At 61.6% G+C, this 26,972-nt stretch carries 22 protein-coding genes and 1 pseudogene; 7 read left to right on the forward strand and 16 right to left on the reverse strand.

Going from position 1 to position 26,972, the window contains the following annotated elements; translation table 11 throughout:
* Positions 1-15 precede the first annotated feature (15 nt).
* From O6X71_RS05835 to O6X71_RS05885, 11 genes and pseudogenes are all read right to left on the reverse strand, one after another.
* Positions 16-618 carry a plasmid pRiA4b ORF-3 family protein gene (locus tag O6X71_RS05835; RefSeq protein ID WP_353464899.1) on the reverse strand — a complete coding sequence of 201 codons (603 nt, stop codon included), beginning with the start codon at positions 616-618 and terminating at the stop codon, positions 16-18.
* Positions 615-2,157 (reverse strand): annotated as a pseudogene (tnpC, locus tag O6X71_RS05840) (IS66 family transposase). Before tnpC ends, O6X71_RS05835 begins: the two are co-directional and overlap by 4 nt.
* Before the next feature lie 61 nt (positions 2,158-2,218).
* A complete protein-coding gene (gene tnpB / locus O6X71_RS05845; RefSeq protein WP_056457044.1) occupies positions 2,219-2,566 on the reverse strand; it encodes an IS66 family insertion sequence element accessory protein TnpB in 348 nt (115 codons plus the stop codon).
* Positions 2,563-2,937 carry an IS66-like element accessory protein TnpA gene (tnpA, locus tag O6X71_RS05850; protein WP_353464901.1) on the reverse strand — a complete coding sequence of 125 codons (375 nt, stop codon included), beginning with the start codon at positions 2,935-2,937 and terminating at the stop codon, positions 2,563-2,565. Before tnpA ends, tnpB begins: the two co-directional genes overlap by 4 nt.
* Positions 2,938-3,402: 465 nt before the next feature.
* A complete protein-coding gene (locus O6X71_RS05855; RefSeq protein WP_353464902.1) occupies positions 3,403-3,687 on the reverse strand; it encodes a hypothetical protein in 285 nt (94 codons plus the stop codon).
* A 314-nt stretch (positions 3,688-4,001) separates the two neighbouring features.
* Positions 4,002-4,733 (reverse strand): hypothetical protein, encoded by a 732-nt coding sequence (locus tag O6X71_RS05860; protein ID WP_353464903.1) that lies wholly within the window; start codon positions 4,731-4,733, stop codon positions 4,002-4,004.
* Positions 4,734-4,779: 46 nt separating this feature from the next.
* On the reverse strand, positions 4,780-6,123 hold the full coding sequence (locus O6X71_RS05865) for an McrC family protein (protein ID WP_353464904.1): 1,344 nt from the start codon (positions 6,121-6,123) through the stop codon (positions 4,780-4,782).
* The gene (locus O6X71_RS05870; RefSeq protein WP_353464905.1) at positions 6,120-6,746 is read right to left on the reverse strand and encodes an McrB family protein; all 627 of its coding nucleotides are present in this window, start codon (positions 6,744-6,746) and stop codon (positions 6,120-6,122) included. Before O6X71_RS05870 ends, O6X71_RS05865 begins: the two co-directional genes overlap by 4 nt.
* 242 nt (positions 6,747-6,988) lie before the next feature.
* Positions 6,989-8,410, reverse strand: a complete 1,422-nt coding sequence (locus tag O6X71_RS05875; protein WP_353464906.1) for a hypothetical protein — start codon at positions 8,408-8,410, stop codon at positions 6,989-6,991.
* 43 nt (positions 8,411-8,453) lie between these two features.
* Positions 8,454-10,139 carry a hypothetical protein gene (locus O6X71_RS05880; protein WP_353464907.1) on the reverse strand — a complete coding sequence of 562 codons (1,686 nt, stop codon included), beginning with the start codon at positions 10,137-10,139 and terminating at the stop codon, positions 8,454-8,456.
* A gap of 103 nt (positions 10,140-10,242) precedes the next feature.
* Positions 10,243-11,000, reverse strand: a protein-coding gene (locus tag O6X71_RS05885) for an IS5 family transposase (RefSeq protein ID WP_353464908.1) whose coding sequence is annotated in 2 segments (ribosomal slippage) — positions 10,243-10,667 and positions 10,667-11,000 — 759 coding nt in all. Because the reading frame shifts where the segments join, the coding sequence is not laid out codon by codon here.
* 430 nt (positions 11,001-11,430) lie between these two features.
* Here O6X71_RS05885 and O6X71_RS05890 point away from each other — a divergent pair.
* The 4 genes from O6X71_RS05890 to O6X71_RS05905 all read left to right on the forward strand — a co-directional run bounded on the left by O6X71_RS05890 (position 11,431) and on the right by O6X71_RS05905 (position 15,767).
* A complete protein-coding gene (locus tag O6X71_RS05890) occupies positions 11,431-11,604 on the forward strand; it encodes a DUF465 domain-containing protein (RefSeq protein ID WP_353464909.1) in 174 nt (57 codons plus the stop codon).
* A 92-nt stretch (positions 11,605-11,696) separates the two neighbouring features.
* Positions 11,697-12,146: a hypothetical protein gene (locus O6X71_RS05895; protein WP_353464910.1), complete on the forward strand. Its 450-nt coding sequence runs from the start codon at positions 11,697-11,699 to the stop codon at positions 12,144-12,146.
* The gene (locus O6X71_RS05900; RefSeq protein WP_353464911.1) at positions 12,143-12,886 is read left to right on the forward strand and encodes a TorF family putative porin; all 744 of its coding nucleotides are present in this window, start codon (positions 12,143-12,145) and stop codon (positions 12,884-12,886) included. Before O6X71_RS05895 ends, O6X71_RS05900 begins: the two co-directional genes overlap by 4 nt.
* 1,240 nt (positions 12,887-14,126) lie before the next feature.
* Complete coding sequence (locus O6X71_RS05905) at positions 14,127-15,767, forward strand: Na+/H+ antiporter (RefSeq protein WP_353464912.1); 1,641 nt, start codon at positions 14,127-14,129, stop codon at positions 15,765-15,767.
* A 46-nt stretch (positions 15,768-15,813) separates the two neighbouring features.
* Here O6X71_RS05905 and nhaA read toward each other — a convergent pair whose 3' ends face one another.
* The 4 genes from nhaA to O6X71_RS05925 form a co-directional block, all read right to left on the reverse strand.
* The gene (gene nhaA / locus O6X71_RS05910; RefSeq protein WP_353464914.1) at positions 15,814-17,220 is read right to left on the reverse strand and encodes a Na+/H+ antiporter NhaA; all 1,407 of its coding nucleotides are present in this window, start codon (positions 17,218-17,220) and stop codon (positions 15,814-15,816) included.
* Positions 17,221-17,685: 465 nt separating this feature from the next.
* Complete coding sequence (locus O6X71_RS05915; protein WP_353464915.1) at positions 17,686-19,578, reverse strand: BCCT family transporter; 1,893 nt, start codon at positions 19,576-19,578, stop codon at positions 17,686-17,688.
* A 293-nt stretch (positions 19,579-19,871) separates the two neighbouring features.
* Positions 19,872-21,266, reverse strand: a complete 1,395-nt coding sequence (locus tag O6X71_RS05920) for a sensor histidine kinase (protein ID WP_353464916.1) — start codon at positions 21,264-21,266, stop codon at positions 19,872-19,874.
* Positions 21,263-21,940: a response regulator transcription factor gene (locus O6X71_RS05925; protein ID WP_353464917.1), complete on the reverse strand. Its 678-nt coding sequence runs from the start codon at positions 21,938-21,940 to the stop codon at positions 21,263-21,265. Before O6X71_RS05925 ends, O6X71_RS05920 begins: the two co-directional genes overlap by 4 nt.
* A gap of 164 nt (positions 21,941-22,104) precedes the next feature.
* On the opposite strand from O6X71_RS05925, the gene O6X71_RS05930 reads away from it, so the two are divergent.
* From O6X71_RS05930 to O6X71_RS05940, 3 genes are read left to right on the forward strand one after another with little or no spacing between them, the layout of a single operon-like run.
* Complete coding sequence (locus O6X71_RS05930; RefSeq protein ID WP_353464918.1) at positions 22,105-23,349, forward strand: glycosyltransferase family 4 protein; 1,245 nt, start codon at positions 22,105-22,107, stop codon at positions 23,347-23,349.
* 5 nt (positions 23,350-23,354) lie between these two features.
* Complete coding sequence (locus O6X71_RS05935) at positions 23,355-24,347, forward strand: lysylphosphatidylglycerol synthase domain-containing protein (protein ID WP_132833832.1); 993 nt, start codon at positions 23,355-23,357, stop codon at positions 24,345-24,347.
* Positions 24,348-24,401: 54 nt separating this feature from the next.
* Positions 24,402-25,154, forward strand: a complete 753-nt coding sequence (locus tag O6X71_RS05940; protein ID WP_353464919.1) for a hypothetical protein — start codon at positions 24,402-24,404, stop codon at positions 25,152-25,154.
* Here the strand turns inward: O6X71_RS05940 and O6X71_RS05945 are convergent.
* On the reverse strand, positions 25,131-26,921 hold the full coding sequence (locus O6X71_RS05945) for a chloride channel protein (RefSeq protein WP_353464920.1): 1,791 nt from the start codon (positions 26,919-26,921) through the stop codon (positions 25,131-25,133). The genes O6X71_RS05940 and O6X71_RS05945 overlap by 24 nt on opposite strands.
* Between the last annotated feature and the right edge of the window lie 51 nt (positions 26,922-26,972).

Here is a 26,972-nt window from a genome sequence, read left to right on the forward strand (position 1 = left end):
CGGGAGGCCGCCTTGTTATTGAGCGCGGCTTTTCTGGTACGCGAGTTTGCCGGCGTGGCGGCGGATGGCGATGGCGGCGACGGCGCGGCGGGTGAGGCGTTCGTCGATGTCGTCGGCGTTGTAGGGGCCGCCATACCATTCACGTAAGCGGTCATGTTCCTCGTGTTTGGGGTCGGCCATGGCATCGAGAAACATCTCGAACCCGGGCAAGCCGCCGACATCCTCGGGCGGGCAGCGCCGGGCGCCATCGACGAAGCGCGGATATTTGACCTCGCGTTCGCCGGTACCGACCGTCTCGAGCGTGATGGTGTGCCGCCAGTCGTCGCCCATGTCGTAGGTGTAGACGAGTTCCCGCACACCCCGGTCGATGAGCGTCGCGAGCTTCACGTTCTTTGCAGCGGTCATGCCGCTCTCCGGCCACATCGGGTCGGGGATGCCGTAGCGCCGGTCGCCGGCTTCGAAATGCCATAGATGGCAATCCTCCCAGCCCATCGCGGCCTGGACGATGTCGTGGAGCATCTTGAGGCTGGCGGTGACCGGCACGTCGACCCGGCGCCAGATGGCGGGTTCGATGTCGTCGAGGACGATATGCAGACGGGCGATGGTCTCGGCGCTCATGCCGCCAGTCTGGCAGGTTCGGCGGACCATTTCCACGGCATGAGTTCGTCCCATTGGCTGGCAGGCCAGTCGCCCGCGACCTTGGCGACGACGTCGGCGATATAGGCCTGCGGGTCGACGCCGTTCGCCTTGCAGGTCTGGATGACGGTGTAGATGGCCGCGGCGCGCTCGCCACCTGCGCGCGAGCCGGCGAAAAGCCAGTTGCGGCGTCCGACCGCGACACCGCGCAGCGCACGCTCCGCGATGTTGTTGTCTATCTCCAGGCGGCCATCATCGAGAAAGCGCGACAGCGCGGGCCATCGCTTCGTGCCATAGGCGACGGCCTTCGCCATGTCGGACCTGGGCGACAGATGGCGAAGAGCCCCGTCGAGCACCTCGCGCAAGGCGTCGACCAGCGGCCAACTTTTCTCCTGTCGGGCTCGACATCGCACGTCGGGTGGTTGGCCGCGGACCTCGGCCTCGACAGCGTAGAGTACCAATCCGCTCGAGGATGTCGGTGGTCAGCGGCGTGGGCGACCGCTCGTGCAGATCGAAGACCTTGCGCCGGAAATGCGCCCAGCAGGCGACCTCGGTGACGCCGCTGCGGTACAGCCCGTCATAACCGGCATAGGCATCGGCTTGGAGGAAACTACGAAACTCCGCGAGATGCGCCAGCGGGTGCGCGGCGGTGCGGTCTGGCGTGAAGCGATACCAGGTCGCGCGCGGTGCCGTGCTGCCGGATGCCCGGTCGTCGGCCGAGTACACCCACAACCGCCCGGTCGCGGTCTTGCCCCGCCCGGGGTCGAGCACCGGCACGGGCGTGTCGTCGGCATGGATCTTGTCGGCCTTGAGCACCTCGTCACGGATGCGGCTGACGATGGGGTCGAGAAGTGCCGCGGCCTGTCCGGTCCAGCCCGCCAGCGTCGAGCGGTCGATGTCGAGACCTTGCGCCGCCATCATTTCGGCTTGGCGGTAGAGTGGCAAATGGTGGTCGAACTTCGAGACGACGATGTGTGCCAGCGTGGCGAAGGTCGCCTTGCCGCGAGCGATGGCGCTGGCCGGGGCGGGCGCCTGGACGATCTTCTCACAGGTTCGGCAACTGTATTTGGGGCGAACGTCGCGCACGACCCGCCAGCGCACCGGCACGATGTCGAGCATCTCATGCGCGTCCGAGCCGAGCGCGCGCAACGCACCGCCACAGTCCGGGCAGGTGCAGGTACCCGACGCCGGTTCGTGAACGACGTCCTCGCGCGGCAGGTGCCCCGGCAAGCCGCGGACCGGTCCCGGCCGCGCCGCTACGCTGGCCGCAGTGACATCGACCACCGGAGTGTCACGCTCCGTCTCCAGCTCTTCCAGCGCCAGTTCGAGCTGCTCGATCTCGCGCCCCAGCTTCTCGGACGAGGCGCCGAACTGCATCCGCCGCAGCCGGGCGATCTGTCCGCGCAGGGTGTCGATGAGCAGGTCGCGGGCGGCGAGTGCGGCATTGGCCCGGGCAAGCGATGCCTCCAGCGCGGCGATCCGCGCGGCGGCATCAGCAGAGGAAACGGGCGCTTCCGACACCCTGTTTCCATAGCAGATTGCAGATCGGCGAGCGAGGAAAAGTGGCGAAAAACCGCCGTTACTACCCCGCCAGCGTCGGCGTGAACGTCCGCTCGGGGCGGCGCCAGTCAATGCCCTCCAGCAGCATCGACAATTGCGCCGGCGTCAGCACCACCGTGCCGGTCGCGGTTACCGGCCAGACGAACCGGCCCCGGTCGAGCCGCTTCGAGAACAGGCATAGGCCTTGTCCGTCGAACCATAGCAGCTTGACCAAATGCCCCCGTTTGCCCCGGAACGCGAACAGCGCACCCGAATGCGGGTTCTGCGCCAGCACCTGCTGCACCAGCACCGCCAAACCATCGAACCCCTTGCGCATGTCGGTCACGCCGCACGCCAGGAACACCCGCGTCGGTAGCGGCACCGGGCTCACCGCAGCACCGACAGCACCCGTGCCAGCGCCCCTGCATCCACCGCGGCATCCACGCTCACCCGCACGCCGCCCGGCAACTCGATCTGGATAAGCCCCGATGAACACAGCGCCGGCTCTGGCGCTGGCGGTGTCGGCTCCGCCACCTGCACCTCCGCAAACACCGGCAGCGACGACACCGCCCCGGCCAGCTTTCCTTCGCGAAACTGCTTGCGCCACGTGTAGATCAGGCTGCTCGATACCTCGCGATGCGCGATGACATCGCAGACCCGAACCCCCGGCCGGAACGCCTCCGCCAAGATCTCCAGCTTCTCCGCGTCCGACCATCGCCGTCGACCCGACACACGGCCAACGACTTCCATACGACTGGTCATACGAGCGCTCGTATGACCAGTCGTAGAACCGACAACTTCCCGCACCGCCCGCGCCCTCGTCAAAGACGACAAGCATCCCGCCTACCGGCGCTACCGCAAGGCGGCCTACCGACCACGCTTACCGAGATAGAACCCGGATGAGATCTGAAACGTGCGGAAGAACTCGCTTCGGACTGCGCTCCACCGCCATGTCAGAACGAGGCCGCTGACAACCTGGAATAGCATCGCTGCGACGAGGATGGGCTCTCCTATGCTGGATCGGTAGACGCGACGGCCGGCGGTCATAAAAGCGGCGTGCGCAGCTTCTCCTTCCCAAGCCAGCAGATGGTTCGTCAGGTGGAAGCCCACGTAGACGACGAGTATCAGGGCGCTTACGCCATGAGCCACGCGAAGTCCGCCGCTCGGAACGACCGAAACTACGGCCGCACGTCGGACAGGCACGAGCATCAGCAGCAAAATGGCAGCCTACCACAGGACGGCCCACGCAGCCTCATCGGGAACGCGACTCCCCGCCAAGGCCTGCATCACGCCGAGCATCGTGTACAACGCAGGGGTCGCGACCGTTGCGAGCGCCAGCCTGCGCGCTCTCGTCTCGCTCGCGCTCGGACCCGGCACGCCGTCCGTGATGGAAACGGCCCACGCGATGCCGAATGCGGAAGGCACGAACGTCGCGAACAACGCCAGTTCAGCAAGCGCCCTGCTCGCTGCCGTGATCTCCTCGCCCGGTGCCCCGACCAGAAAGTGGAACAAGTCCAGGAAGCTCGGATATAAGAGTGCCGAGATAGCTGGTATCAGGCCTTTCACCGGCAGTTTCAGTGCCGGCTGCAGGCGCGGACGCGGAGCAGCTCGACGCGTTGGCGGGGGGATCATGGAACGTCTCTCAAAGGGGGCGGCATTCAGCGATATTGCAGGCCGACCGAAACCCGACAGGCCCGAGACTTAGCCAACCCGCTATACCGTGGCTGAAATGCATGGAGGACGTTACGCGCTGCTCTTACTTCGGCACGAGTCGGGCGCCCTGCGCTGCGCGAGCGGTATCCCTTTATCTCGCTGCCGAACGACCTTCATAGCGGCTTATAATACTGGTCGCAGCCCGTCAGCTCTGAAAATTCGGCACTTGGAAATGTGACGATCCTGCGGATCCACTCCTTGGGCAAGGCAACTCGGACGCGGTCATGCGGAAGACCATCGTAGCAGCGGCCAGCACGCCACGCAGAGAACTGTCGCGCAAGATGCGATTCGAACCCAAGGCTATCTGGAAAGAAGGCGATGGGTATCGCCGCCTCCACAACAGATGGGATACCGACCGATCTCAACACCGGTCCGAGCGTCGGGTCTCGGTCGATCGCCGCGTGCAGGGATTCCCCGCCCCAGAAGCGCAGAAAATCCTCGATCCCGGCGTCGTTATGCGGCCGGGTGAACAGAAACCAGATGCGTCCGACGCGTGTCGGCGAGTCCGCCTGGTGCCGTCTTTTGAACCCCTCGGCGATAGCCGCCGAGAAAGCCCCTTCCGCTTGAGCAGCGTCGATCCGCTGCAACAGTGCGTCGACACTAGGCAGAAACATACCATTGCTCAGAATGGCGTCTGCTTCGCGCGCCGTCAGCCGAGTGTTATGCCACGCAAGATTGTCATGAGGCTCGAGCACGGCGTATAACCTGCGGATGATATCATCATATTCATAGGGCGTCGCGAAGCGCTGGTCGCCGTGCCAGTCGTCTAGGATCGCCAAGGTCCCGTCGAGGAAATTGATGACCTCCGCCGGCCATGTGGCGGGTGCATCGTAATCAAGAATCATGGCGCCTTTCCGATCATCGTGGCGGGGCGGAAAGCCGAACCCGCTCTCACGCTGAGAAGGCTTCGCGAACATGGTTTGAGGTCGACCAGAGCGTTAACATGCTGAAGAGCTGGTCGAGGATGAGAGGTTCGCGCAGCCGCACGTCAACGCTTCGCAGATGAAGGCGATCCGCGCTGTTCAAAACGCGATACGGCAAGGTTAGGGCGGTCTCGCCCAATCCGGCGTGGTGCGGATAGAGCAAGACCAGCTCACGACAGTCGTACAATTGGCCGTAGGCCATCATCTGGTAGACATCGGACTGGCTGACACCGTGCTTGCCGTCCTCGACCAACGGAGACAGCCGTTTCCACTTGGTATCGATGATTGCGACAACTTTCCCGCCGTCCTGCGGACGGCGACGGACGATCAAGTCGGGCTTTGTCTGGAAGCGCCTGCGCCCCCCCTCCTCGATCAAACAGAACAACCGACCGCCTTGCGACTCCACGCTCAGATCGAGCGGGCGTATCGCCTTTCTCATCAAAGCGGTGACATAGGCTTCGAACAGATCATTCATGGGGAAGAGGAGCGTGATCCCTTGGCCAGCATGAGAGGCCCGGTGCGTCGCCTGCCAGTCGCGCTTTAAAAATAGCCGCGCGAGCCCGTAGAGTGTTTCCCATCGCCGATTGGTCCGGTCGATACGGATCGATCCCCAAGGAAGGACGGAAACGCCGACATCGCTAATATCTGCCAGTACGAAGCGCAACTCGTCGAGCTTACGGATTGTCTCTCCTGCCCGTGCATGGCGGCGGAGCGCGATCACACATGCCTTCATCACCTGCAAAAGCGGAATATCGTTGGAAAGCGCGTCAAACCGGCAAGCGAGTCTATCTGGCCGCACGGCATGAGCAGTAAATTGCCTCACGACGTTCAGCCGGCCACGTAAGGCTGGCAGGTCTTGCTCCTGTGCCAGATACGTCCGCGGCAACCCGCGTCGCGCCTCTGTCAGCAGCTTGTCGGCGAAAAGCCGGATTAGGATATCGAGCAGGCTCTCTTGTTGCCGTGCCATGGTCGCCACAGCGCCGTCGCCGATGTTCAATCCCAAGGCCACATCGAGCATTCGAACCAGACGCTGGCGCACCGTGCTCCGGGCTTCGGTGTCCTCCCCTTCCGCCGGGTCGATCTTCGGAAGGATTTCGAGGCTGCATCCCGGCGCAGCGATCACGCCGACCATCTGTCGTGCGGTCAGGTGACGATAGTGATCACTGAGGATCCTCGTGCCCTCATCACCGCCGAGCGGATGAGTGCGCGCAGCCGCGATCAGCGCATTGGCCTGCGCGCGCGTGAAGCCGGCCTCGTCTGGTTGATCGAGTACCGGGACACGTCCCCATTCGCTGACCGACAGATGACTCATTCGGCCCCGGACTCTGCTGGGGCTTCGCCTGTCAGGCGCCCAAAGGCATCATCTGCGAACTTGCCGCGGACGAACCAGCTATCGCGCTCCTCACCTTCAATTCCCGGGGGAGGTGGGAGCTTTCGCGCGCCGATGAAGCCATCGCCAAGCACGCCCTGTATCCGGCTCCAATCCTCAAAAAAATACTCTTGAAGAAGCGGAATGATCTTGTCCCGCATGACATTGTTAACAGCGGCTCGGTTGCTGCATCCCATGAAGAACGCGTGACCAATCCGGTGCTCGCGATCGATCAGATATTCGATCCGGTCGTTAATTTTCACAAGCACAGCCTTCAGGTCGATCCCGTCAACGGTTCCAAGCAACTCTGGTTTTGGCGCGATCTCCTGAAAAACGAAGCGTCGGCGTAACGCGGTATCAAGCAACGCGATCGAGCGGTCGGCCGTGTTCATCGTACCGATGATGTGAAGGTTGGCGGGGACGCCAAAGTCTCGCCTCTTCGAATAGGGCAAGGTCAGCGTCAGGGCATTGTCCATACCGAGCCGCTTGTCAGGCTCGATCAAAGTAATCAGCTCGCCAAATACTTTGGAGACATTGGCGCTGTTGATTTCATCAATGATCAGCACGAACTGGTCAGGCTCCCCCCTCCTTCACCAACCGGGACTGCGTTCTCATCACTAATCAAGCGACCGAGTGCCGGCAGGTTCACCCGCTTAGTCGCGATCGGATAAAGAGTGCGCGTCGTGAACCTACCATCGACGATGGTGTCGAGGGCTAAGGGCTCATCTAAACTGAGCAGCCAGCGCACGTCTCGTCGATGTGCGTAATGCCCCTCGGCGGAGGGCTCATACCGATAGTCGCCCGTTACCTAGGCGATGGCTCGAAAGGCCGTATTGCCGTAGGGAACGATGACGATATCTCCCACCTTCATCTCACAGCGGAAAGGCCACATCTGGGTCCAATTGCTGGGTGTGGGATCCCCGGGATTCCTTTTGAGCCACTCGGCTTTGATTGCCTCGAAAGTAGAGAATTGCTTTCCACTCCAGTCTATCATGCCTCCCCAACCTAGCGTGATATAGTTATTCGCTATCGCGGCATCGTAAACATCGGCCTCACTGCCAATCGCGCCTTGGCCCATTTTCCAGAACCGGCGATCACTAAAATCGAAGTCCGTTGCGCTGACCGATGGTACGGTGCGCGTTCGTGCCTGATCGGCAAGCGCACAAATTTCCCGGAATATACCAGGACGCGCCTCGAGCCGAAATCCAGTCGTGGCCCCTTCGTCATCTCCGGTTTCAGGGCGCAACCCTTCCACAAAGCTCTCGTAATCGTAATTTTGGTGGAAGGTCACGAAGGCGATCCGTCTCTCTGCCTCCAAGTCGCGGTATCGGCCCATAAGGCTTTTCCTGCCATCCCTGGTGTCGGGATAATCTGCACTGCCGTCACAAAGCGCCACGGCTTCTCGAACCGTCTGATAGGTCTTGCCGGTGCCCGGCGGTCCGAAGAGGATGAGGTTGGTTGGCAGTTGTTTCGGCTCGATCACGTTGCCGTCCTCCGATTTCAAGGAAAAGGTTAGTTTGCGGGTCGTGCTTTGCCGAGGACCCTCCGCTGCCGGACGCGGCACCATCGCGAGCTCCATAAAGAGACGGCCTTCAAGTGCCTGGCAAATGATAGGCCAAGCCATGTGCAGGCCCATCTCGTTGTTCAGCGGTCCAACGGTGATCGTTACCGTCGCCTTCCCCTCGACGCGCGCAGGGGCGATGTAATTGTCCAAGACATACCGACGAATCCTGTCCGCCTGGCTCTCGTCTTCCTCATCCTCGTCCGTCGTCCCGGACGTCGAATAGTTCGGATCACGACCTTCGCGAAAATAGCCATATTGCTTGAGGGCCGCGATCATGTTTCCGAGTTGGCCCCCCGGCTTCTCCGCTTTTGGCACCACGGCCCGCACGCCTTCCAGATCTGCTTCGGAATCGCTTCTGAGCGCAGACAGCTTGTCGAGAAGTTGCTGCCATTTCCCGGCATCGAACAGTTCGTCGAGCGTGTCTTCGGCAAAGCCGAGGCCGTGTATACCGCGTTCCGCCCGGAAGCTTCGACCGACCCGGTTGTCCGTCGCCTTTTTCGTCAGGGAATGTCCCTTCCAGAGGCGTTTGCCCAACCAGGCTCGAAATTCTTTTTCCTGCATCTGTACCCTGCCCCGACGTGTTTCATCGCCCGTGACGAACTTACCTATGATGCCGAAACGTCCTAACCGGTCTTCACGGTCTGAGGCACGCCGGTTCAGCAACATTAGGCCCCTGCACATCGTCGGTGTTAAGCACTGTCAAAGCCGATTAATTCGGCACGAAGCCAGCTCGATCGCGATCTGTAGCATCTGCTCCGGAAAACCATTCATAGTGTGTACCGGTCTGAACAGCTGCCGGGGGTTCCTTATTTTCGATAATAATGACCTGCAGGTCAGCGGATGTGTTTGGCATCGACGACCAAAATCCATCCTCTAAGCCTAGATCTACACCGTCATTCAATTTGACATCTCGGCCCCTTTTGTAGGACGTCAGCGGGGAGTCGATAACGATAAAACCTGGGTGAGGCCGACCGTTCGCGGCGCAATAACGAAGAAGACCTAAAACAAAGGCGGAATATAGTAGCGCCCTAACGCCCTTACCATGCGACTGACGAGCTTGGCCATCTACGACAATGTCAAAGGTTTGCTGGTCAAATTCGACGCGAGGCTCCGCGGAATGCCATTGCCACTCTTTTAGGACTGCTTCTACCTGACGGCAGAAGACCAGCAACGCCGCAGCAGGCAACGGTTCCCAATCGCGGGACTTAGGCCGACCGTCTTTAGCTGCGTCCTCAATCTGCTGACGCAGCAGCATAAGGCTGTCATATTGATCAAAGTCATTACGTATCGTCTCAAGCTGCAGTCGTTTATCCGATAATGACTCGAGACGTTCAACATCCCCCCTGAGCTTTGGCGCTAGATCGGATTTTAAACCGGTCTCGATCTGCTGAAGCGTCTGGGAAAGCTCTTTGACAATGACGACATGAGCTTTGCGACGGTCTTCAAGGTCGGCAATGGCGGCGCCCAGGTCCGATCGTTGGGCAAGGATCTTGGCGGCTTCAGCTTTGGCGGCGTCATAAATCGCAGCACTTCGATCGTCGGCGATATGAGCATGATCGGCCGTCATTACCTGGTCGCACAAGGGGCAGGTCACCTCCTGTAACTGATCGAAGAACTGGACGCCTTCCGCAACGAAATCCAGTCGCTCGAGATCAGAACTATACCGCTCATCCAGCAATTCGTAGCGCACTAGCAGCTCGTCAATCGCTATGATCTGTGAGTTCGAATGGTCCAGGCTTTCAGCCGCCAAAATCCGCTCCGACTGCAGCCGCTCACGCTGCAGTTCGACAATCTGGAGCCGCGCTCGCGTCGCGTCGATCGCCGCGTCGAGCTTTTCGACTGAATCCAACGACTCCGCTTGGCGGACTCCATCCAAGCGCTTCTGGAGAGGGGCCAAAAGGTCCTCGATAATCCCTAATTTGGCCGCGAGGCGCGCGTTGACGACTTCACGCTTCTCGTCCGCGACAACGCCTGCGTCATCTTTGCCAGTCAAAAGAAAGGAGAACATCCGCTTGCGGGTCGTGTCGCCGAAGCCCGTCTCTCCGAGAACGGGCGACTGCTCGGCGATCACAGAAATCTCGTCGACGAGGAAAATCGGTAGCAAATTTCTGACTGTGAGCCGCTGCACTTTGCCTTGCTCGTTCGTCCTCAGCTGGGCTTCCGCTATCCCCGCGAATGGGAACAGAACGGAAGTGACATCATCGCCGACTGACTTTCCATAGCGCCTCGGACTGATCGTCTGCCCGGCGCCGCCGATCTGATCAATCGAATAATGATAGGCAGCGAGATTGCCTCCGGAAAGGTCACGCTTGAGGGTCAGCACCTGCCCGTTGCTGGTACCAAACTCGACGTACAGGCTTGAATATGGCTCAATCTCGGGGACGCGCTTGCGCATTTTGTCTGAGCCGAGAATGTAGTCAAGGCAATGGAGAAGCAGGCTTTTGCCGGTATCAGACGCCCCGGCAAGAATATTGCCACCTAGGGTCAGGACTCGTTGATCAAAGCCAAAAGATGACAGTGGCAGCGAGGGCGATGGCGGACAAGAAGACCGTCGGACACCTGTCGTAGCGGGTCGCAACGCGGCGCCAGTCCTTCAGCCGTCCGAACATGATCTCGATACGGCTACGGCGCCTGTAGCGGCGTTTGTCGTATTTGATGGGCTCGAGCCGAGACTTCCGACCTGGGATGCATGGCTGGATGCCTTTGGCCTGTAAGGCATCCCTGAACCAGTCGGCGTCGTAACCGCGGTCGCCGAGCAGCCATTGCGCCTTGGGCAGATCGTCGAGCAATGCGGCCGCACCGGTGTAGTCGCTGACCTGTCCAGCGGTCATGAAGAAGCTGAGCGGACGGCCGTTTGCGTCGGTCACGGCATGGAGCTTCGTGTTCATGCCACCTTTGGTGCGACCAATCAGACGCCCGAGATCCCCTTTTTAACCCGCAGGCTCGATGCCGTGCGGTGCGCCTTCAGATACGTCGCGTCGATCATGACGGTCTTTGGGTCTGCATCAGCGGCAGACAGACCTTCCATCATGCGGAGGAACACACCCATCTCACCCCACCGTTTCCAGCGATTGTAGAGCGTCTTGTGCGGGCCGTAGTCGCTGGGCGCATCACGCCAACGCAGCCCATTGCGGTTCACGAAAACGATGCCGCTCAACACCCGCCGGTCGTCAACTCGCGGCTTGCCATGGCTCTTTGGGAAATATGGCCGCAGGCGTGCCATCTGCTCGTCCGTTAGCCAGTACAGGTCGCTCATCCTCAGTCTCCTCACGGAGCCTGAATCAGATCGCGTCTCTCACATCAATGGGTCCTGACCCTACCGCAACCGGAACGTCCAGAAAGTAATATGGAATAAATCCCAATATCAACGACATAGAATCGTAGATACTGGCTGTTCTTGTGCGGCTATATGACCTGAGTGATCTATAGTTCACTTAGTGAGGTGGGCTATACGTCATAATAACATCGTGGACCTGCACCCTAATGTCAACGCGTGTTGAGTTTTAGTTATATTGCCTTGACGCTCACCATGAAATGCCTAACATCCTTAGCGCGGGCCGGGCCCCTCTGACGATTGTCTTGTGACAGACGTGATGTCGGACCGCATCGGGCTATCTCGATGTCTAGGCCTGGCCTGCTTTCATCGCGACTGATCCGATCGTTCAATCATTGGTTGGAGAGCGGCTTTGCATATATTTTCCTACAAACTGACCCAGTTGCACGCGCGGCTGGACGAGCAGATTCGCGCCGAGATAAAGCGGCGCATCCCCAATAGCTTGCGGCTGTTTCGCCTGAAACGTCTGCGCCTCGAGGTGAAGGATCGGCTGCGCACCCGCGCGTTACGGCTGCAATTCAACTGAACCGACGCGCCGCAGCGTCGTTGTAGAATCATCGTCCGCAAGGACCAGCTTTACCGATCAGAATGGATCGGAATGGCAACAGGAGAACGAATATGGCCTATTTGCTAACCGCCGGTCTGGTGCTTGCCGCCACCGGTGCCGCCCTCGGTATGACCGTCGATCACCAGAACGAGGTGGATCATCGCAGCGGTCCGGTCGCCGTCAAATATCGCGGCAACGTCGTCATCACGCACAAACAGGTGGGCGCGGTCGCTCCCGGCGGAAGAGCGTCGTCGCTACGCTGCGATTGGGCGGCAAGCATGTCGGTCGCGCGTCACGCGGTCGCAGCATCGGGTACCAGGCTGGTGCGCAGCATCGAAAGCGAACCCGTAGTTTCGGGCACTCGACCGGGCTGGTGCGTCGCAAGCCATGGCGCCATCAAGAAGGAAGTCGCCAGAAAGGCCGCGGACATGCAGCAACATCTGCTGATGCTGGCGCAGGAAGACGAACAGATGCTGCGCGTCGAGCTCGACCGGGTCCACGGTCCGCAGCGCGCTGGATGATCCGCCGCGTTAGATTGGCGGGCGTGCTCGGTGCCGCGAGCTGCGGCCTGATCACGCCCGCGTTTGCACAGGATGCCGGGTCGGTAACCTTGGAGGTGATGAGCGAGGAGGAACGCCGCGGGCTCAGCTGGAGTGAGGGACGTGCCGCGCTGGCGGGCGATCTTCGCGTTTCACGCGGCCGGCTCGATGCCTCTGCGCGCGCGGTGACGCTTCGGAACAGCGTGCGACACGGTGGCGCTGATGCGGTCGTCGACCTGTCGGTGGGAACCGGCTGGGATCTGGGCGCCGTGCAGATACGCACCGACGCCACAGGACACGCATTCGCAGGCGCACGAGGGCGGATGGACTATGTCGAGGCCGGCGTATCGGCAAGCTATGCCTATGGTCCACTCTACGCCACGCTCGGCGTGATCGGCGCGCCCTCGCAGCGTGCAATCGGCGGCAGCAACGTGCATGTCTATACGACCGCTAATGCCGGTATTCCCGGTACGCCGCTTACGATGCTCGCCGAAATCGGCCACTCCTCCGGCAGCGTCAGCGATCCCGTCCGGGCGGAGCGTCTTCGTCCGAGCGGCAGTTACACCAACTGGCGGCTCGGCCTCGAACATCGTCGCAACCGTATGACAATCGGCGTCGATTATGTCGGTACCGATATTTCCCGCACAAACCCCGAAAGCCGATCGGCAGACCGGCGCAGTGATGCAGACAGAATTATAGGCCGTGTGCAGCTATCGTTCTGAAGCTTGCGTAGGCGCGCCGGTTTTTCGAAAGTCGCTTCACCGTACGTATCACGCTAGCTTTCCCTCACCAGCGCTTGGCGTCCCGGATCCCAATCCAACCGGGATACCGCCAGCCCTCCTGAAAAATAGTCCTGGTGGATCTACCTTGGTCAGACCGACGATCTGCTAGAATACGCCCGCGCCTATTCCAGTACAGCGCTTTGCCACGGTCGAACCTGATTTGCCGTTTCGGAGAATGGTAACCTGCGGAACGTGCTTGCTGAAGGGTTTAAGCGCACTGCCTCGCCCCGACAGGCCGAATTGATATCGGCATCTTGAAATCACCATCGAACAATAGGACCGCCACATTCATAGCTGAAGCTCAGCATTTGCTTTACAAAAGCCCCCTACGTCCCAGCCACTAGTACACAATATACGAGTACTGGGACTCCGACCGTAACGATCAAAAAAAATAGGTTCAGGCTCATAAGGCGATTAAGCCAGTTCGTACGTGTCGACTCCTCGCTTTCGCCATCCGCTTTTGAGAACTCCTCAATTATTACCAAATCGAACTTATTCGAGAAAAAGTGCCTTGGCGTCATCCGTAAATAATGCCGCGGCAAAGTGTCAGTTAAATTTTTCGCGCAGTCGGCTGGATGATCGTTCTCAGATTCTGTAACATTACCCACCACTGTGCGGCTCCGTTTACTCGAGACCATGGGCGCGCAGAGCACGTCCCAAAATTCAGATCGAATAAAGCCCGAACTCAAGCGGTGAAAAACCGCGAGCTCGGGCTAACCGCGTGCGGCGAGTTGGCCGGAATGGTCGCGGAAACGCTTATGTGTCGCAGGGGCGTACATCAGTGGAACATCGTCGCTTCCAGACGGGATGTCAAATCACCAGTAGGTTTCATCAAATGCTCTTCATTCTAGCTGGCGAAAGTCACGACCTAATATCAATGTCAGCTGACAGTAGCGCCTTTAGCCGGGTAACCGTGATATCGGACCGTATTAGGCAGGCGTCACGAAAATGGGCCGAGAACGTCATCTAACTTCGTATGACTGGAGCAAAATTATTCCATTATGCTCAGATCTTCTTGCGACCCTCCGGGCAAAGATTTTCGGCGTGATACGACCTAATTCAGGTTGAAAGTGCCGAGATCGACCGCGCATCGTCTACTGCGTAGTCGTTTGCAACGATGCACGGGGTGTCGTCGTATGCCTAAAACCGGTAACAGCAGAGCCAACTCAGGGAGTATCGCTTGGAATCCGTATCGATCGTACTCATCCTCCTGCTCGCTGTCGTGGCAAGCGGAGTAGTGTCCCGAATTTTGCCGGTATCCATACCCACGCCACTGGTTCAGATTCTTTTCGGCGCGGCAATCGGGCTATCGATGTCGTATCGTGTGGAGCTCGATCCCGAGCTTTTCCTGCTTTTGTTCTTGCCCCCGCTACTCTTTCTGGACGGTTGGCGCATACCCAAGGACGAACTCCTCAAGGATTTGTCCACCGTAGTCGAATTGGCGCTGGGTCTGGTACTTTTGACCGTGATCGGCATGGGGCTGTTCATTCACTGGATGATCCCCGCAATGCCTTTGGCCGTTGCGTTCGCGCTTGCGGCTGTGGTGTCTCCAACCGACCCGATCGCAGTTTCGGCGATCGCAGCGCGGGTCCCCATTCCCAAACGAATGATGCACATTCTCGAGGGTGAGTCGCTTCTCAACGATGCCTCGGGACTGGTCTGCCTGCGCTTTGCGATCGCCGCGGTCCTGACGGGTACGTTCTCGGCTACTACGGCCGCAACCAGTTTTGTCTGGGTGGCTGGCGCTGGCCTTGTCGTCGGAATCGTTGTTACGCTCGTCGCGACCTACATCAAGGCGTGGGTCTCCCGGCACTTCGGTGAGGAGCCGGGTTCGCAAATCCTTGTCAGCCTGCTGATCCCCTTTGGCTCCTATCTTCTTGCCGAGCATCTGCACGCATCCGGTATCCTTGCCGCTGTGTCGGCCGGCGTCACAATGACCTTTGCCGAGCGATCGCGTCAGGCGCTGGCGACGACACGGATGCGTCGCAATTCCGTATGGGACACCATTCAGTTCGCCCTCAACGGTATAATTTTCGTCCTGTTGGGCGAGCAACTTCCTGTCATTCTTTCCGGTGCCAAAGCGACCGTTCTGTTGACCGGGCATCACGGGCCGGCGTGGCTTGGTCTCTATGTTCTCGCGATCGTAGCGGGTCTCGCATTACTGCGCTTCGGCTGGGTGTGGGTTTCTTTCCGTCTCACGCTATTTCGGCGCCGCGACGAAAATACAATGACCCGGAAAAGCCCCAACTGGCGCCTGGTTGCTGCGATGTCATTAGCGGGTGTCAGGGGCGCGATCACACTTGCGGGCGTGTTGACCATTCCGCTGACGCTGAACGACGGATCACCCTTCCCTGCCCGCGATCTTGCAATTTTTCTAGCTGCGGGAGTCATCATCGTATCCCTGGTCCTCGCGAGCGTCGCGCTGCCGATCCTTTTGAACGGACTGAGCATGCCACCAGAGCCATCCCGTCAAGCTGAAGAGGACGCAGCCCGTATTGCGGCCGCGGAGGCGGCGATCTGCGCCGTTGAGCGAGCCCAGCATGATCTTGCGGAGCGTGACGGAAACGCTGACTTTTTCGCGGCAGCCGGCACCCGCGTAATGGATCTATACCGGGAACGCATCGAGAGCCGCAGCGGCTCGGCTAAGGCGACCGCAGAGGCTCGGCTACAGGATCAGTTGGAGAGGAAGTTTCGGTTGGCTGGTATCAAGGCGGAGCGCGCTTCGGTTGTCGAACGTGTTCGCGAGCGGCAAGTCGGTAGTGTCACAGCACAAAAGCTTATTCGCGAGCTCGATTTGCTGGAAACTCGCTACCGGGTTTGAAACGCCGGATTAGCGATGGGGACGGTCTCTCGAGTTTGATATCGGGTCAAGCGTTCCCTGACTCTTGTTCGATCGAAACAGCCGCCCACCGGAGGGCAACATACCCAAATCCCGCGGACACGAGTGATGCGACCAAGACAGCAAGCGATGCCATTTCGGTGCGTTGCGCGTCCGGGAAGGCGAGGTTGGCGATGAACAGCGAGATCGTGAACCCAATCCCCGACAGAGCACCGACCCCGAGCACCATCCGCCACGACACGGCTTCCGGAAGCTCGGCCACCCGCAACTTCACGGAAAGCCACGTCGCCGAGAGGAATCCGAGCGGCTTGCCGAACGCGAGCCCGGCAAACACACCCAGCCCGAGCAGCGAGCCAGCGGCGTCCGCGAGCAGATCCGCGGAGAAGTGAATGCGGACGGCCGAGAGCGCAAATAGCGGCAGGACCACGTAGGAAACCCAGGGGTTGAGCATCTGTACCAGACGCTCGGCAGGTTCGTCGGTCGCCTGCGTCATTTCCTGGAGGTAGCCAAGCTGCTTCTGCGTCCTGCGTTCGGCTTCTTCGGCATCTGCATCGCCATCGTCCGCCTGGCGGGCATCCTCGACGGCAGCCTGGAACCGATCAATCGGCTCCTGAACGCGGTCGGCGAACCGATGCTCGGACAATCGCGAGCGCGTCGGCGACAACAGTCCCAGCATGACCCCCGCGATCGTGGCATGAATGCCGGAGACATAGGTCCCGCCCCACACGATCAACCCCAGGAGCACGTACGGGATCGGCGACACCAGCCGCAGCTTGAGCGCGCCGAACATAGCGGCATAGGCCATGATCGCGACGATCAGGGCGGCCACGTGGAGCGCATCGGTATAAGCGACGGCGATCACGAGCAGGCCGCCGACGTCGTCGATGGCGGCGAATGCCAGGAGCACGGCGCGGACCGACGTCGGCAGACGCGTAGCGAACAGACCGATGATCGCTAGCGCGAACGCCGTATCCGAGGTGATGACGGTTCCCCAGCCATGCGCCGCCTCGGTTCCATAGGTGAAGGCGAGATAGACCGCGATCGGCACGACGATGCCACCGATCGCCCCCGCCAGGGGAAACGCCGCGGTCCTGACAGTCGACAGCGCGCCCTTGGTGAATTCCCGCTTCACCTCTGCGCCGATGATCAGGAAGAACAGCGGCAGCAACGCGTCGTTGACCCAGTCGGCCAGCGGATGCGCGGTGCGCATGACACCAAGGCTGATCGCGAGTTCCTTATCCCAGAACGCTTCATAGGCATGAGCGAGCGCTGAATTCGTGCAGATCAGCGCAACGACCGTTGCAACGAGCAACGGTCCGCCGACGACCTGATCAGTGGCGAAAAACGGCGCCAGGCGGTGGAAGAACGCAGCCGTTGCGGGGGAATGATGCGCGCGCGCCGCAATCTTACCAGATAATCGTGGCGTCAAAGACATGGGCAACCTTGATAAATCGAACGGATACTCAACCTCTCCCTCTCGATGAGCCGGCTTTTGCCAGTCTGCATGTGAGACGGCAAAGTTACCTGACCGCCTCGAACTTCGTTAATCGGTGCAGGGTCAATACGCGTATTTACGCATGCCCCGCTCTACAGTTCCGCTTGGGTCCGGCCGATACTGTCCGGGCATTATGCAGACTGGGGTATGAACGGGGCCGCTGGTGACGCCGTGAGCTCCGAACTGTCGGTACGATCGATACCCGATAGTCTCGACCAACTTCCAGCAATTCAGGGATCGTTCCCCCCGGCACCATGCTCGCTCCTACGAAAGATCCCGAGAGCACCTTGTGTAGCAATCTGGCCGATTGTCTGCCGTGGCGATGAATGCGTCACCATATGATGAGCATAAGCAGCTAAACTAAATCGGCGCTACGTCCGCTTTGCAAGGACCTGACGCCTCGGATCACCCGAGACGCCAGCGCTCCAACTGCCTGACGACGTCAGCAGTGATCTGATCCTGCGAAAACCCAGTAAGGTTTCGATACCCGGTCTCGGTCTCGGATTGCGCCGTAAGCGCCCAAGTCTGGCTGCGACCCGCTGCCCGTGCCTCACGAGCGGTATAGGCCGCCAGCGCGCGGGAGCGGGGGATCAGCTTGTACGTGAAGCTGCTTGCACCGCCGGCCCCTACGACAAGCGTGAGGTCGTCTTCCGTGCTGTCCACCCGGCTGTCCGTCCAACCCTCAGCGTGCATCAACTCACAGACGGATCGGAGCGCCGGCAAACCATTGCGCTCGATCTCTGCTTCGATATCGGCACGGGTTGATGGCACGACCAACCGCTTCAACCGCTGGCCGAGAGCTGCAGCGTCGTTCGACAGCGTCACGCCGGCAAGGTCGGCCTTCGCCTGCCGCAGAAGACCAAACGCGAGCAGGAGCATGATAAAACAGAACGGTAGCGCTGCCAGCAACGTCGCCGCCTGCAAGGCGCCGAGACCACCCGTTAGCAGCAGTAATGTCGAGGTAACCGCGAGCAGAAGGCACCAATAAACACGTTGCCAGCGGGGCGTGTCTTCCTGGCCACCCGATGCCAGCGTGTCGATCACAAGCGCCCCTGAGTCCGCCGATGTCACGAAGAACACGCCGACCAACAGGATCGACAGCGCGGACGTGAACCCGGCACCCGGCAGATACTCCAGGAACTTGAACAACGCCGTGGAGAGGTTCCCCTGGACCGCTTTCGCGATCCCGCCCGCCGCTGGCCCGAGATCGAGCGCGATCGCTGTGTTGCCGAACACGGTCATCCACAGGAACGTAAACGCGGTCGGTACGAACAGGACGCCGATGACGAATTCGCGGATGGTGCGGCCGCGTGAGATACGCGCAATGAACATGCCGACGAATGGCGACCACGCGATCCACCACGCCCAGTAGAACAAGGTCCAGTCGGCCATCCAGGCGCGCGGCTCGTAGGCGTAGAGCGTGAAGGTCCGCTTGACGAAGTGATCGAGATATAGCCCGAAATTCTGCACCAGCGCGCGAAGCAAGAAAAGCGTTGGTCCAACGGCCAGCACGAACAGCATCAACAGCACGGCAAGGACGAGGTTGAGTTCCGAGAGCCGCCTGATCCCGCGGTCTGCGCCACTCAGTACCGACAGCGTAGCAGCGCCCATCACCACGCTGATGACGATCACCTTCGTCAGACTGGTGTCCGCTACCCCGTAATTATAGGCAAGCCCAGCTGTCATCTGGGAAACGCCGAACCCGAGCGAGGTCGAAACGCCGAACACGGTCCCACAAATTGCGAAAATGTCGATCGCATCGCCAAGCGTGCCATCGACGCGCTTACCCAGGATTGGTGACAGACCGGACCGGAGAGTAAGCGGCATGCCCTTGCGGTAGGTAAAATAAGCAAGGCTCAGACCAACCAGCGCATAGATTGCCCACGCATGCACTCCGTAATGGTGGAACGTGATCGCCATGGCTTCGCGTGCAGCCAGAATGGTGCCGCTCTTGGCCTCAGGTGGTGAAATGTAGTGCTGAATTGGCTCGGCGACGGCGAAGTACATCAGTCCGATACCCATTCCCGCGGCAAACAGCATAGCCAGCCACGATACATACGGGAAGTCGGGCTCGGCATCGTCCGGCCCAAGCCGAAGCTTGCCCGCAGGCCCGAAGCCAAGTGTAAGCACGACAACCAGGAACGCGGCCACCGCTGCGATGTAGAACCAACCAAACGTATCGATCGTCCACGCCTGTGCAGCTTTGAAAGCGGCATCTGCGGTGCCGGGCATGGCAAGGGTGGCGGACAGCAGCAGCGCGATCACAGCGGACGCGCCCCAGAAAACGCGGGGATTCATTTGGCTTTTGAGCATCGCGCCCGCTTACAGACGTTTCAACGAAGCGGCCAGTCAATGGTGTTGGCTAACTGTCTGGCGCAAAGGGTTACTTCATTCTAGCGCTTAACGCCGACTGCCCTTTGCGATGACGCTTGTTGAATATGCCGCTGCTTCGGTCTCCCGTGCGGTTGTCCCACAAGTGGACGTTCAGGCCGCCTCTCTCGCTTGCCATACCCGGACATTCGCGCGCTCCTCTCCGCTTCCCCATTTCCGCCGTTCATTCAACGTCGATTGTTGATTCAATTTGTAGGCCGTCAGTCTTCAAAAGACCGCTTGCCGCATAGTCTCTCGGAGGCGACTGGCAGCAGCCGAAAGGCGATCGCGAACCTTGTTTGGCCCGGATTAGATGTCAGCATCACATGCGTATCGTGTGCTTCGGCAACCTGTGCGACGATCGCGAGGCCAAGACCGCTGCTGCCCCCCGTCGGGCGCTCCTTTTTCCAAAACCGATGGAAGATCGCCGCATGGTCCTGTTCGCGGATCCCGGGGCCGTCGTCGCAGACGGCCAGCGTCCCGTCCGTGCCGACCGAAACGTCGATACTGCTGCCGGTACCGCTATGCTTGACCGCGTTCTCCAACAGGCACCCCAGCGCCTTGGCGATCCAGGCCGCGTGCCCCGCGACCATCACGCTGTCCGCACCGGGTGACAACGCGATCGACTTGCCCGATCGAAAGGCGAGCGGTGCTATCGATGCCACGCCGTCCGTCGCGATCTGGACGAGATCGACCGATGCCGCGGTATCCAGTGCGACGGTCTCCAACTCGGCGAGTTCCAAGACCTGCTCGACGATCCGGCCGAGCGCGTCCAGGTCGCTGCAAAGCCTTGCCCGCAACGTCGCGTCGTCGACCGCCTCGACGCGCAGGCGGGCAACGGCGATCGGCGTACGTAGCTCGTGCGCGGCATCGGCGATGAAATCGCGTTGCATACGGTAACTCGACGTCAGCCGTTCGAGCAGCGCGTTGACGGCTAGCGCGAGCGGGCGAACTTCGGCAGGAAGCCGCTCGTCATGCAATCGAAGATCGAGTGGCACGCCTTCCGCGGTCTCCAGCGAAGCCGACGCCTTACGCACCGGCAAAACCGCGCGGCGGATGATCAACACGTCGATCGCGAGCAACAGTAACAGCAGCGGCGCCACGATCGCCATTCCGTAGAGCAGGAACTGCGCGAGCAGATCGTCGAGGATATAATCTGGATGCGTGAGGTTCTGGAGCACGGCGATCCACACCCGTTTGTTGCCAACCTGAGCCGGGCTGCTCGTCCCGGCATAGAAGGTGCGGCGCGACTGGCGACGAAAGAAGCTCTCCTCGTTCTCCAGCGGAATGTCCGCGGTCGGCAGGACCATCTTTGACGCCGATTGGAACAGGACCGTGCCGCGTTGATCGAGAATGCGGAACGAGAAGCCTGCACTGGGCGCGAACACCGCCGCGCTGGTATTGTCCTGCGTCAACCGGAGCCGGCCGGTCCCGTCGTGCGATAGCGCCTGCCGCAAGGCTTGCGCGTGGACGTGGAGCGTCTGGTGCTGGATCCGCGCCGCGGTCGTGTCGAGGAACAGGTACACGCTGCCGGCGACCGCGATGGCGGTCATCAGCACCGCGATCGCATGCCACCGCAGGATCTGCGCCATCAGCGACCGCGGCTGGCGTGTCATGCGGCACGCTCCATAATCATATACCCCACCCCGCGGACGGTGACGATCTCGACATCCGCCTCGGCCAGCGTCAGCCGCCTTCGCAACCGGTGGATATACACCTCGACCGCATTCGAGCCGAGATCGTCAGCGAGCCCGAACAGCAGTTGCTCGATATGCGCCTTCGTCACGACCCGGCTCGACCGGCGGATCAGCGCGGCGAGCACCTCCAGCTCGCGCGCGGACAGCACCGTCGGTACGCCCCCGATCGCAACCTCGCGCGTGGCGGGATCGAAGCTTACATTGCCGCAATCGATCGTCCGATCGACGATCGTCCCGCTACGCCGGAGCAGCGCTTGGATCCGGGCAAGCAGTTCCTCGGGCGCGAACGGCTTGGCGAGATAATCGTCGGCGCCCGCTTCGAGACCCGTCACCCGGTGTGCGACGCTCGCCCGTGCGGTCAGGGCGATCACCGGCGTGCGATCGTCGCGCTCGCGCATCGCACGCACGATCGATAGCCCATCGGCATCCGGGAGTCCCAGATCGAGGATCACGACGGCGTAGCGCGTGTAGGACAGCACGATCAGCGCATCCTCGGCCGTGGTCGTGCAGTCTGACGCATAGCCCGCCGTATCGAGCAGACGGACCAGCATCGTGACCAGCTCGGCATGGTCCTCAACGATCAGGATTCTCATCGCTCAGCCCGGCTCTGGGCGCGCTGATCGCGCGGCGCTTCACGCGGCGATCGGTCTGTAAGGCTCACGTAAGCCAGGCCGCGTAGCCCGGTCGATCCACGATCCAGATCTTGATCCCAATCGATGTCGCACGATGCGCCCTCAGCAAAAATCAGAGTGTCTCCATGTTCGATACCCTTCGCCCGTTCCGGCGACCCGCTACGCTTTCCGCCCCGGCGATATTCGATGTGCCACGACGGGTCGCGCTGTTTTCCGGCAACTACAACTATCTTCGCGACGGCGCCAACCAGGCGCTGAACCGCTTGGTGGCCTATCTCGAACGCCGCGGCACCGACGTCCGGGTCTATTCGCCGACCTCGGATACGCCGGCGTTCGAGCCTGCGGGAACGCTGGTTTCTGTTCCGTCGGTGCGCATCCCGGGTCGCGGCGAGTATCGACTGGGCCTGGGATTGTCCGCTGAACTGCGTCGCGACGTACAGGCATTCCGGCCCGATCTCGTCCATGTGTCCGCTCCGGACTGGACCGGCGTCGCAGCACAGGGGCTCGCGAGGACGATCGATGCTCCGGTCGTTGCCAGCCTCCATACGCGGTTCGAGACCTATGCGCAGTTTTATGGCGCAGGGCTGATCCGGCCGGCGATGGAGCGACACCTCGATCGCTTCTACCGGAGCAGCGACATGATCCTCGTTCCGACCGCGCCAATTGCGGACGAATTCGCCGAGCAGGGCTTTGCCGACCGCACGCGCTTATGGGGGCGCGGCGTCGACCGCGACCAGTTCTCGCCCCGCCATCGCAATCTCGCCTGGCGGCGATCGCACGGCTTCCGGGACGACGACGTGGTCGTCCTCTTCTTCGGCCGCCTCGTCCGCGAGAAGGGCACCGCATTGTTCGCCGATATCGTCGACCGGATCACCGCCTCGGGCGTCGCGATCCGGCCGCTGATCGTCGGCGACGGTCCCGAACGCCGCTGGCTCGCGAAGCGACTGGCGAATGCGCGGCTGACCGGCAGCCTGTCGGGCGACGAGCTCGGCCGCGCGGTCGCCAGCGCGGACATCTTCGTCAACCCGAGCATCACCGAAGCGTTCGGAAACGTCACGCTGGAGGCGATGGCGTCGGGCCTGCCCAGCGTGTGCGTCGACATCCCGAGCGGCCGCAACCTCCTGCGCAAGGGAACGGGCATGTTCTACGCCCCCGACGATATCGACGGCGCGGTCGCGGCCGTCCGCCGCCTCGCGGTCTTCTCCGATCTGCGGTCGACCATGGCGCGCGCCGCGCGTGCCGCGAGCGAAGAGTATAGCTGGGACAAGGCGTCGAAGATGGTCATGGACGCGTATCGCGCGCTCCTGAACCAGGAGCATGGGGAGACCGTACCGACTGCCAGGCCGCTGACCCGGTCGATCTCGGGCTGACCACGGTGATCGCACGGTGGCGTGGTCCGGCATGGTCGGGGTTGCGTCGCGCTACCTCCTCGCGGTCGGTTCGTACCGGCGTTGCCGTGGTGGCGATGCTCGCGATCGTCGGCATCGCCGTGTCGGCGTTGTCGCACCTGCTGGACGGCGTCAATGGGAGCGACATCCGCACGGCCTTGTCGCGGATCAATTGGCCACGCCTGTTCGCCGCCGCTGTCGTGACCGCGATCAGCTACGGGGTACTGACCGGATATGACGTGGTCGCGCTGCGGATCGTCGGGAAGCGCGTCCGCTATACGCGCGCCGCACTCGCGTCGTTCACCAGCTATGTCTTCAGCCACAATTTTGGGTTCGCGCTGCTGACCGGCGGCACCGCGCGATTGCGGATCTACCAGCCGGCGGGCCTGACGATCGGCGAAGTAGCGCATATCATGGTTCTGACTGGCGTAACCTTCTGGTCCGGCGTCCTGCTATTGCTGGGGTTCGGACTGATCGTCCAGCCAGGGACGGTGGCTGTCGCCGGCGTAGCGCTGTCCTATCCAGTGCACGCTGCGATCGGCGGGTCGAGCTTTGCCATTCTCGCTGCGGTTCTGGTTGGACTGAAACGTCGCGCAGGACGGACGCTCGTCCTATTCGGCCGCTCCATACCGCTGCCCAGCGTGTCGCAGGCGCTCGCTCAGATCATGCTGGCGAGTGTCGACATCGTTTTGGCAGCCACCGCGTTGTTCGTGCTGCTGCCGGGTGCGGAGGCAACGCTTTTTCCCGCCCTGCTGCTCGGGTATCTCGTCGCGATCGTCACCGGTCTGATTACGCACGCGCCCGGCGGGGTCGGCGTGTTCGAGGCCGTGATGCTCGTCAGCCTGCCCGAGATCGACCGCGCAAGCCTGTTCGCCGCGTTGCTCGCCTACCGCGTGGTCTATTACCTGATCCCGCTGGCGATCGGCATGCTGCTGTTCGGCATCCATGAGCTACGCGGCGCACGTGTAAGGTCGGCGTAAGTCGGGGACGCGATGAGGGCGCATCCATCCGCTCAGTCTATCGGAACCCTCAGCATGCCCATTCGCGCTCTGTTCTGCGCATCGGTCGTCCTCAGTGCAGTCGTCGCCACCGGCGCAGACGCGCAATCGGCGATACCAACATCAATTCCAGGCGCAACGTCGGCTGCGATCCCCGCCATTCCCGAACCGATGATCTTCGACATGGTGCGCCCGCTTGGCGCCCGTCGCGGCGAACTCGAAGTCAACGCGCTCGCGCAGGTCAATATCAGCGGCCCCGGCCGGCATGTCGAATGGGCACCGGAAGTCGAATACGCCGTTGCCGACGGCTTCGCGCTCGAGATCGAACTGCCGTTCACCAATAGTCGCCCGACCGATTACAAGATCGGCCTGCAAGGCACATTCGGCACGTTCCGCGGCGGCCGCAGCATCCACGGTGTCCAGTATCTGGGACTCCACAACCGCCGCGACGGCGGCTGGTCGAGCAGCCTGTTGTACCTGCTCGGCAACCGCTTCGGCGAGCGACTGAGTACGATGACGATGGTCGGCGCGGGCGACGTGACGCTCAAGAGCACGAAGGGTACCGGGCTGATCGTCAATCACACGACGTTCTGGGACGTCGATCCAGACACCGTGCTTGGCTTCGAAGTGAACCGCCAGACGGGGGCGAGCCGGTATTGGCTGCTGATGCCGCAGTTGCACCACGCGATCGGGCAGAAGGTGTCGGCGCAGATCGGCGCGGGTACCGAACGGAGCGCGACTGGTCCGTTCCGCCCAAGGGTCGGCTTACGCGTCATTCGCGAGTTCTGACATCTGGCTGGTTTTACGAGCGCTGGCCCGGCCGGTTTCAGACTGCCGTTGGGTCCGGCGAGCCTTGAGCAGATCCTGTCGCGAGAGGATGCCGACAACCTGTCGCGTATCGCGCTCTACGATCGGCACGCGTCCGACACCGGATTCGACCATCATGTCGGCCACGACTCCGATCGGCGTATCGGGATACGCGACGAGCAGCGAAGCGTCCGACAAGGTCTCGGTCAGCGATACGTCGGTGCCCGGTTGCATAGTCCGCCAGCGCAACGCGTCGGTCCGCGACACGAGGCCAAGTATGCGACCCGCATCGTCGACGACCGGATAGCTCCGATGTTCGGCGCGATCCGCGAAAAAAATCGCCGCGTCTGCGGTCGTCATCGAACCCGGCAGCGTCGCGGGCGCGCGTGACATCAACTGGTCCGCCTGCATCAGGTCAAGCGGATCGACGCTATATTCCTGCAGGATATGCCGGCCGCGGCGTGCGATCTTCTCGGTCAGGATCGACCGCCGCATCAGCAATACGCTGACCGCATAGGCCGCCGCTGCCGCTGCAATGGTCAGCGGCAAGGCATCGAAATGCCGCGTCAGTTCGGCCGCGAACAGCGCCCCGGTGATCGGCGCCCGCATCGCCCCGCTCATGATCCCGGCCATGCCAATCATCGCCCAGAACCCAAGACCGCCGGGCAGGACCTGTCCGGTCAGCGCGCCCGCGGCGCCACCAAGGATCAGCAACGGCGCGAGGATGCCGCCCGACGTTCCCGATCCCAGGGCAACCAGCCAGACGACCGCCTTTACGACCAGCAGCGCGAGGATGACACGCACCGCGAGGGACCCGTCGAGTAGCGCCTGGATATTGGGATAGCCGGCCCCCAGGACATGCGCGTCGACCAGTCCGCCAAGTCCGACGACGACCCCGCCGATTGCAGGCCACCACATCCAATGCACCGGCAGGCGATGAAACGCGTCCTCAACCGCATACAGCGCGACCGACAGCGCCGCTGCCAGCACGCCGGTGACGAGGCCTACTCCTGTTGCCATCGCGAGCGGCCAGGCGCCGGACGGGGTCGTGCTCGGGAACGGGAACATCGCACCGCCGTCGAGCAGCACCGGCCGCCACGCGAACGCGACCAGGACGGCGACCACGACCGGTACGAAACTGCGCGGCTTCCATTCGAACAGCAGCACCTCGACCGCCAGCAGGATCGCCGCGAGCGGAGTTCCGAAGATCGCGGTCATGCCCGCCGCCGCGCCCGCGACGAGAAGTGTCTTGCGCTCGGCGGCACTCATGTGGAAGCGTTGCGCGAACAGCGATCCGATCGCCCCGCCGGTCATGATGATCGGCCCTTCCGCCCCGAACGGCCCGCCACTGCCGATAGATACCGCGGCGGATAGCGGCTTGAGCAGAGCGACCTTGGCCGACATCCGGCTTTCGCCGAACAGGATCGTCTCGATCGCCTCGGGTATGCCATGCCCCCGGATCTTGTCGGAGCCGTAGCGCGCCATCAGGCCGATGATGAGACCGCCAATAACGGGAATGGCGACCATCCACGGCCCGACGAGCGTGTCGACGATTGCGGCTGACCGCGTGGAAAGTCGACCGAACCAGAAGAGGTTGGTCGCGAGCGCGATGAGTTTGATGAGCATCCATGCCGCAAGCGCCCCGCCGGTCCCGACGACGATCGCCATCGCCGCCAGCATCAGCATCCGCCGGTCGGCGCTATGGTCCGCGAGCTGGTGGTTTTCGATTGCTCGTACCGCTGCGATCATGATGAGAGTCTTTCGCCTCCGAGGAAGGCAGGCTATTATATCGTAGTACGA

The sequence above is a fragment of the Sphingomonas faeni genome, from assembly GCF_040407505.1.
GTDB classification, from domain to species: domain Bacteria; phylum Pseudomonadota; class Alphaproteobacteria; order Sphingomonadales; family Sphingomonadaceae; genus Sphingomonas; species Sphingomonas faeni_E.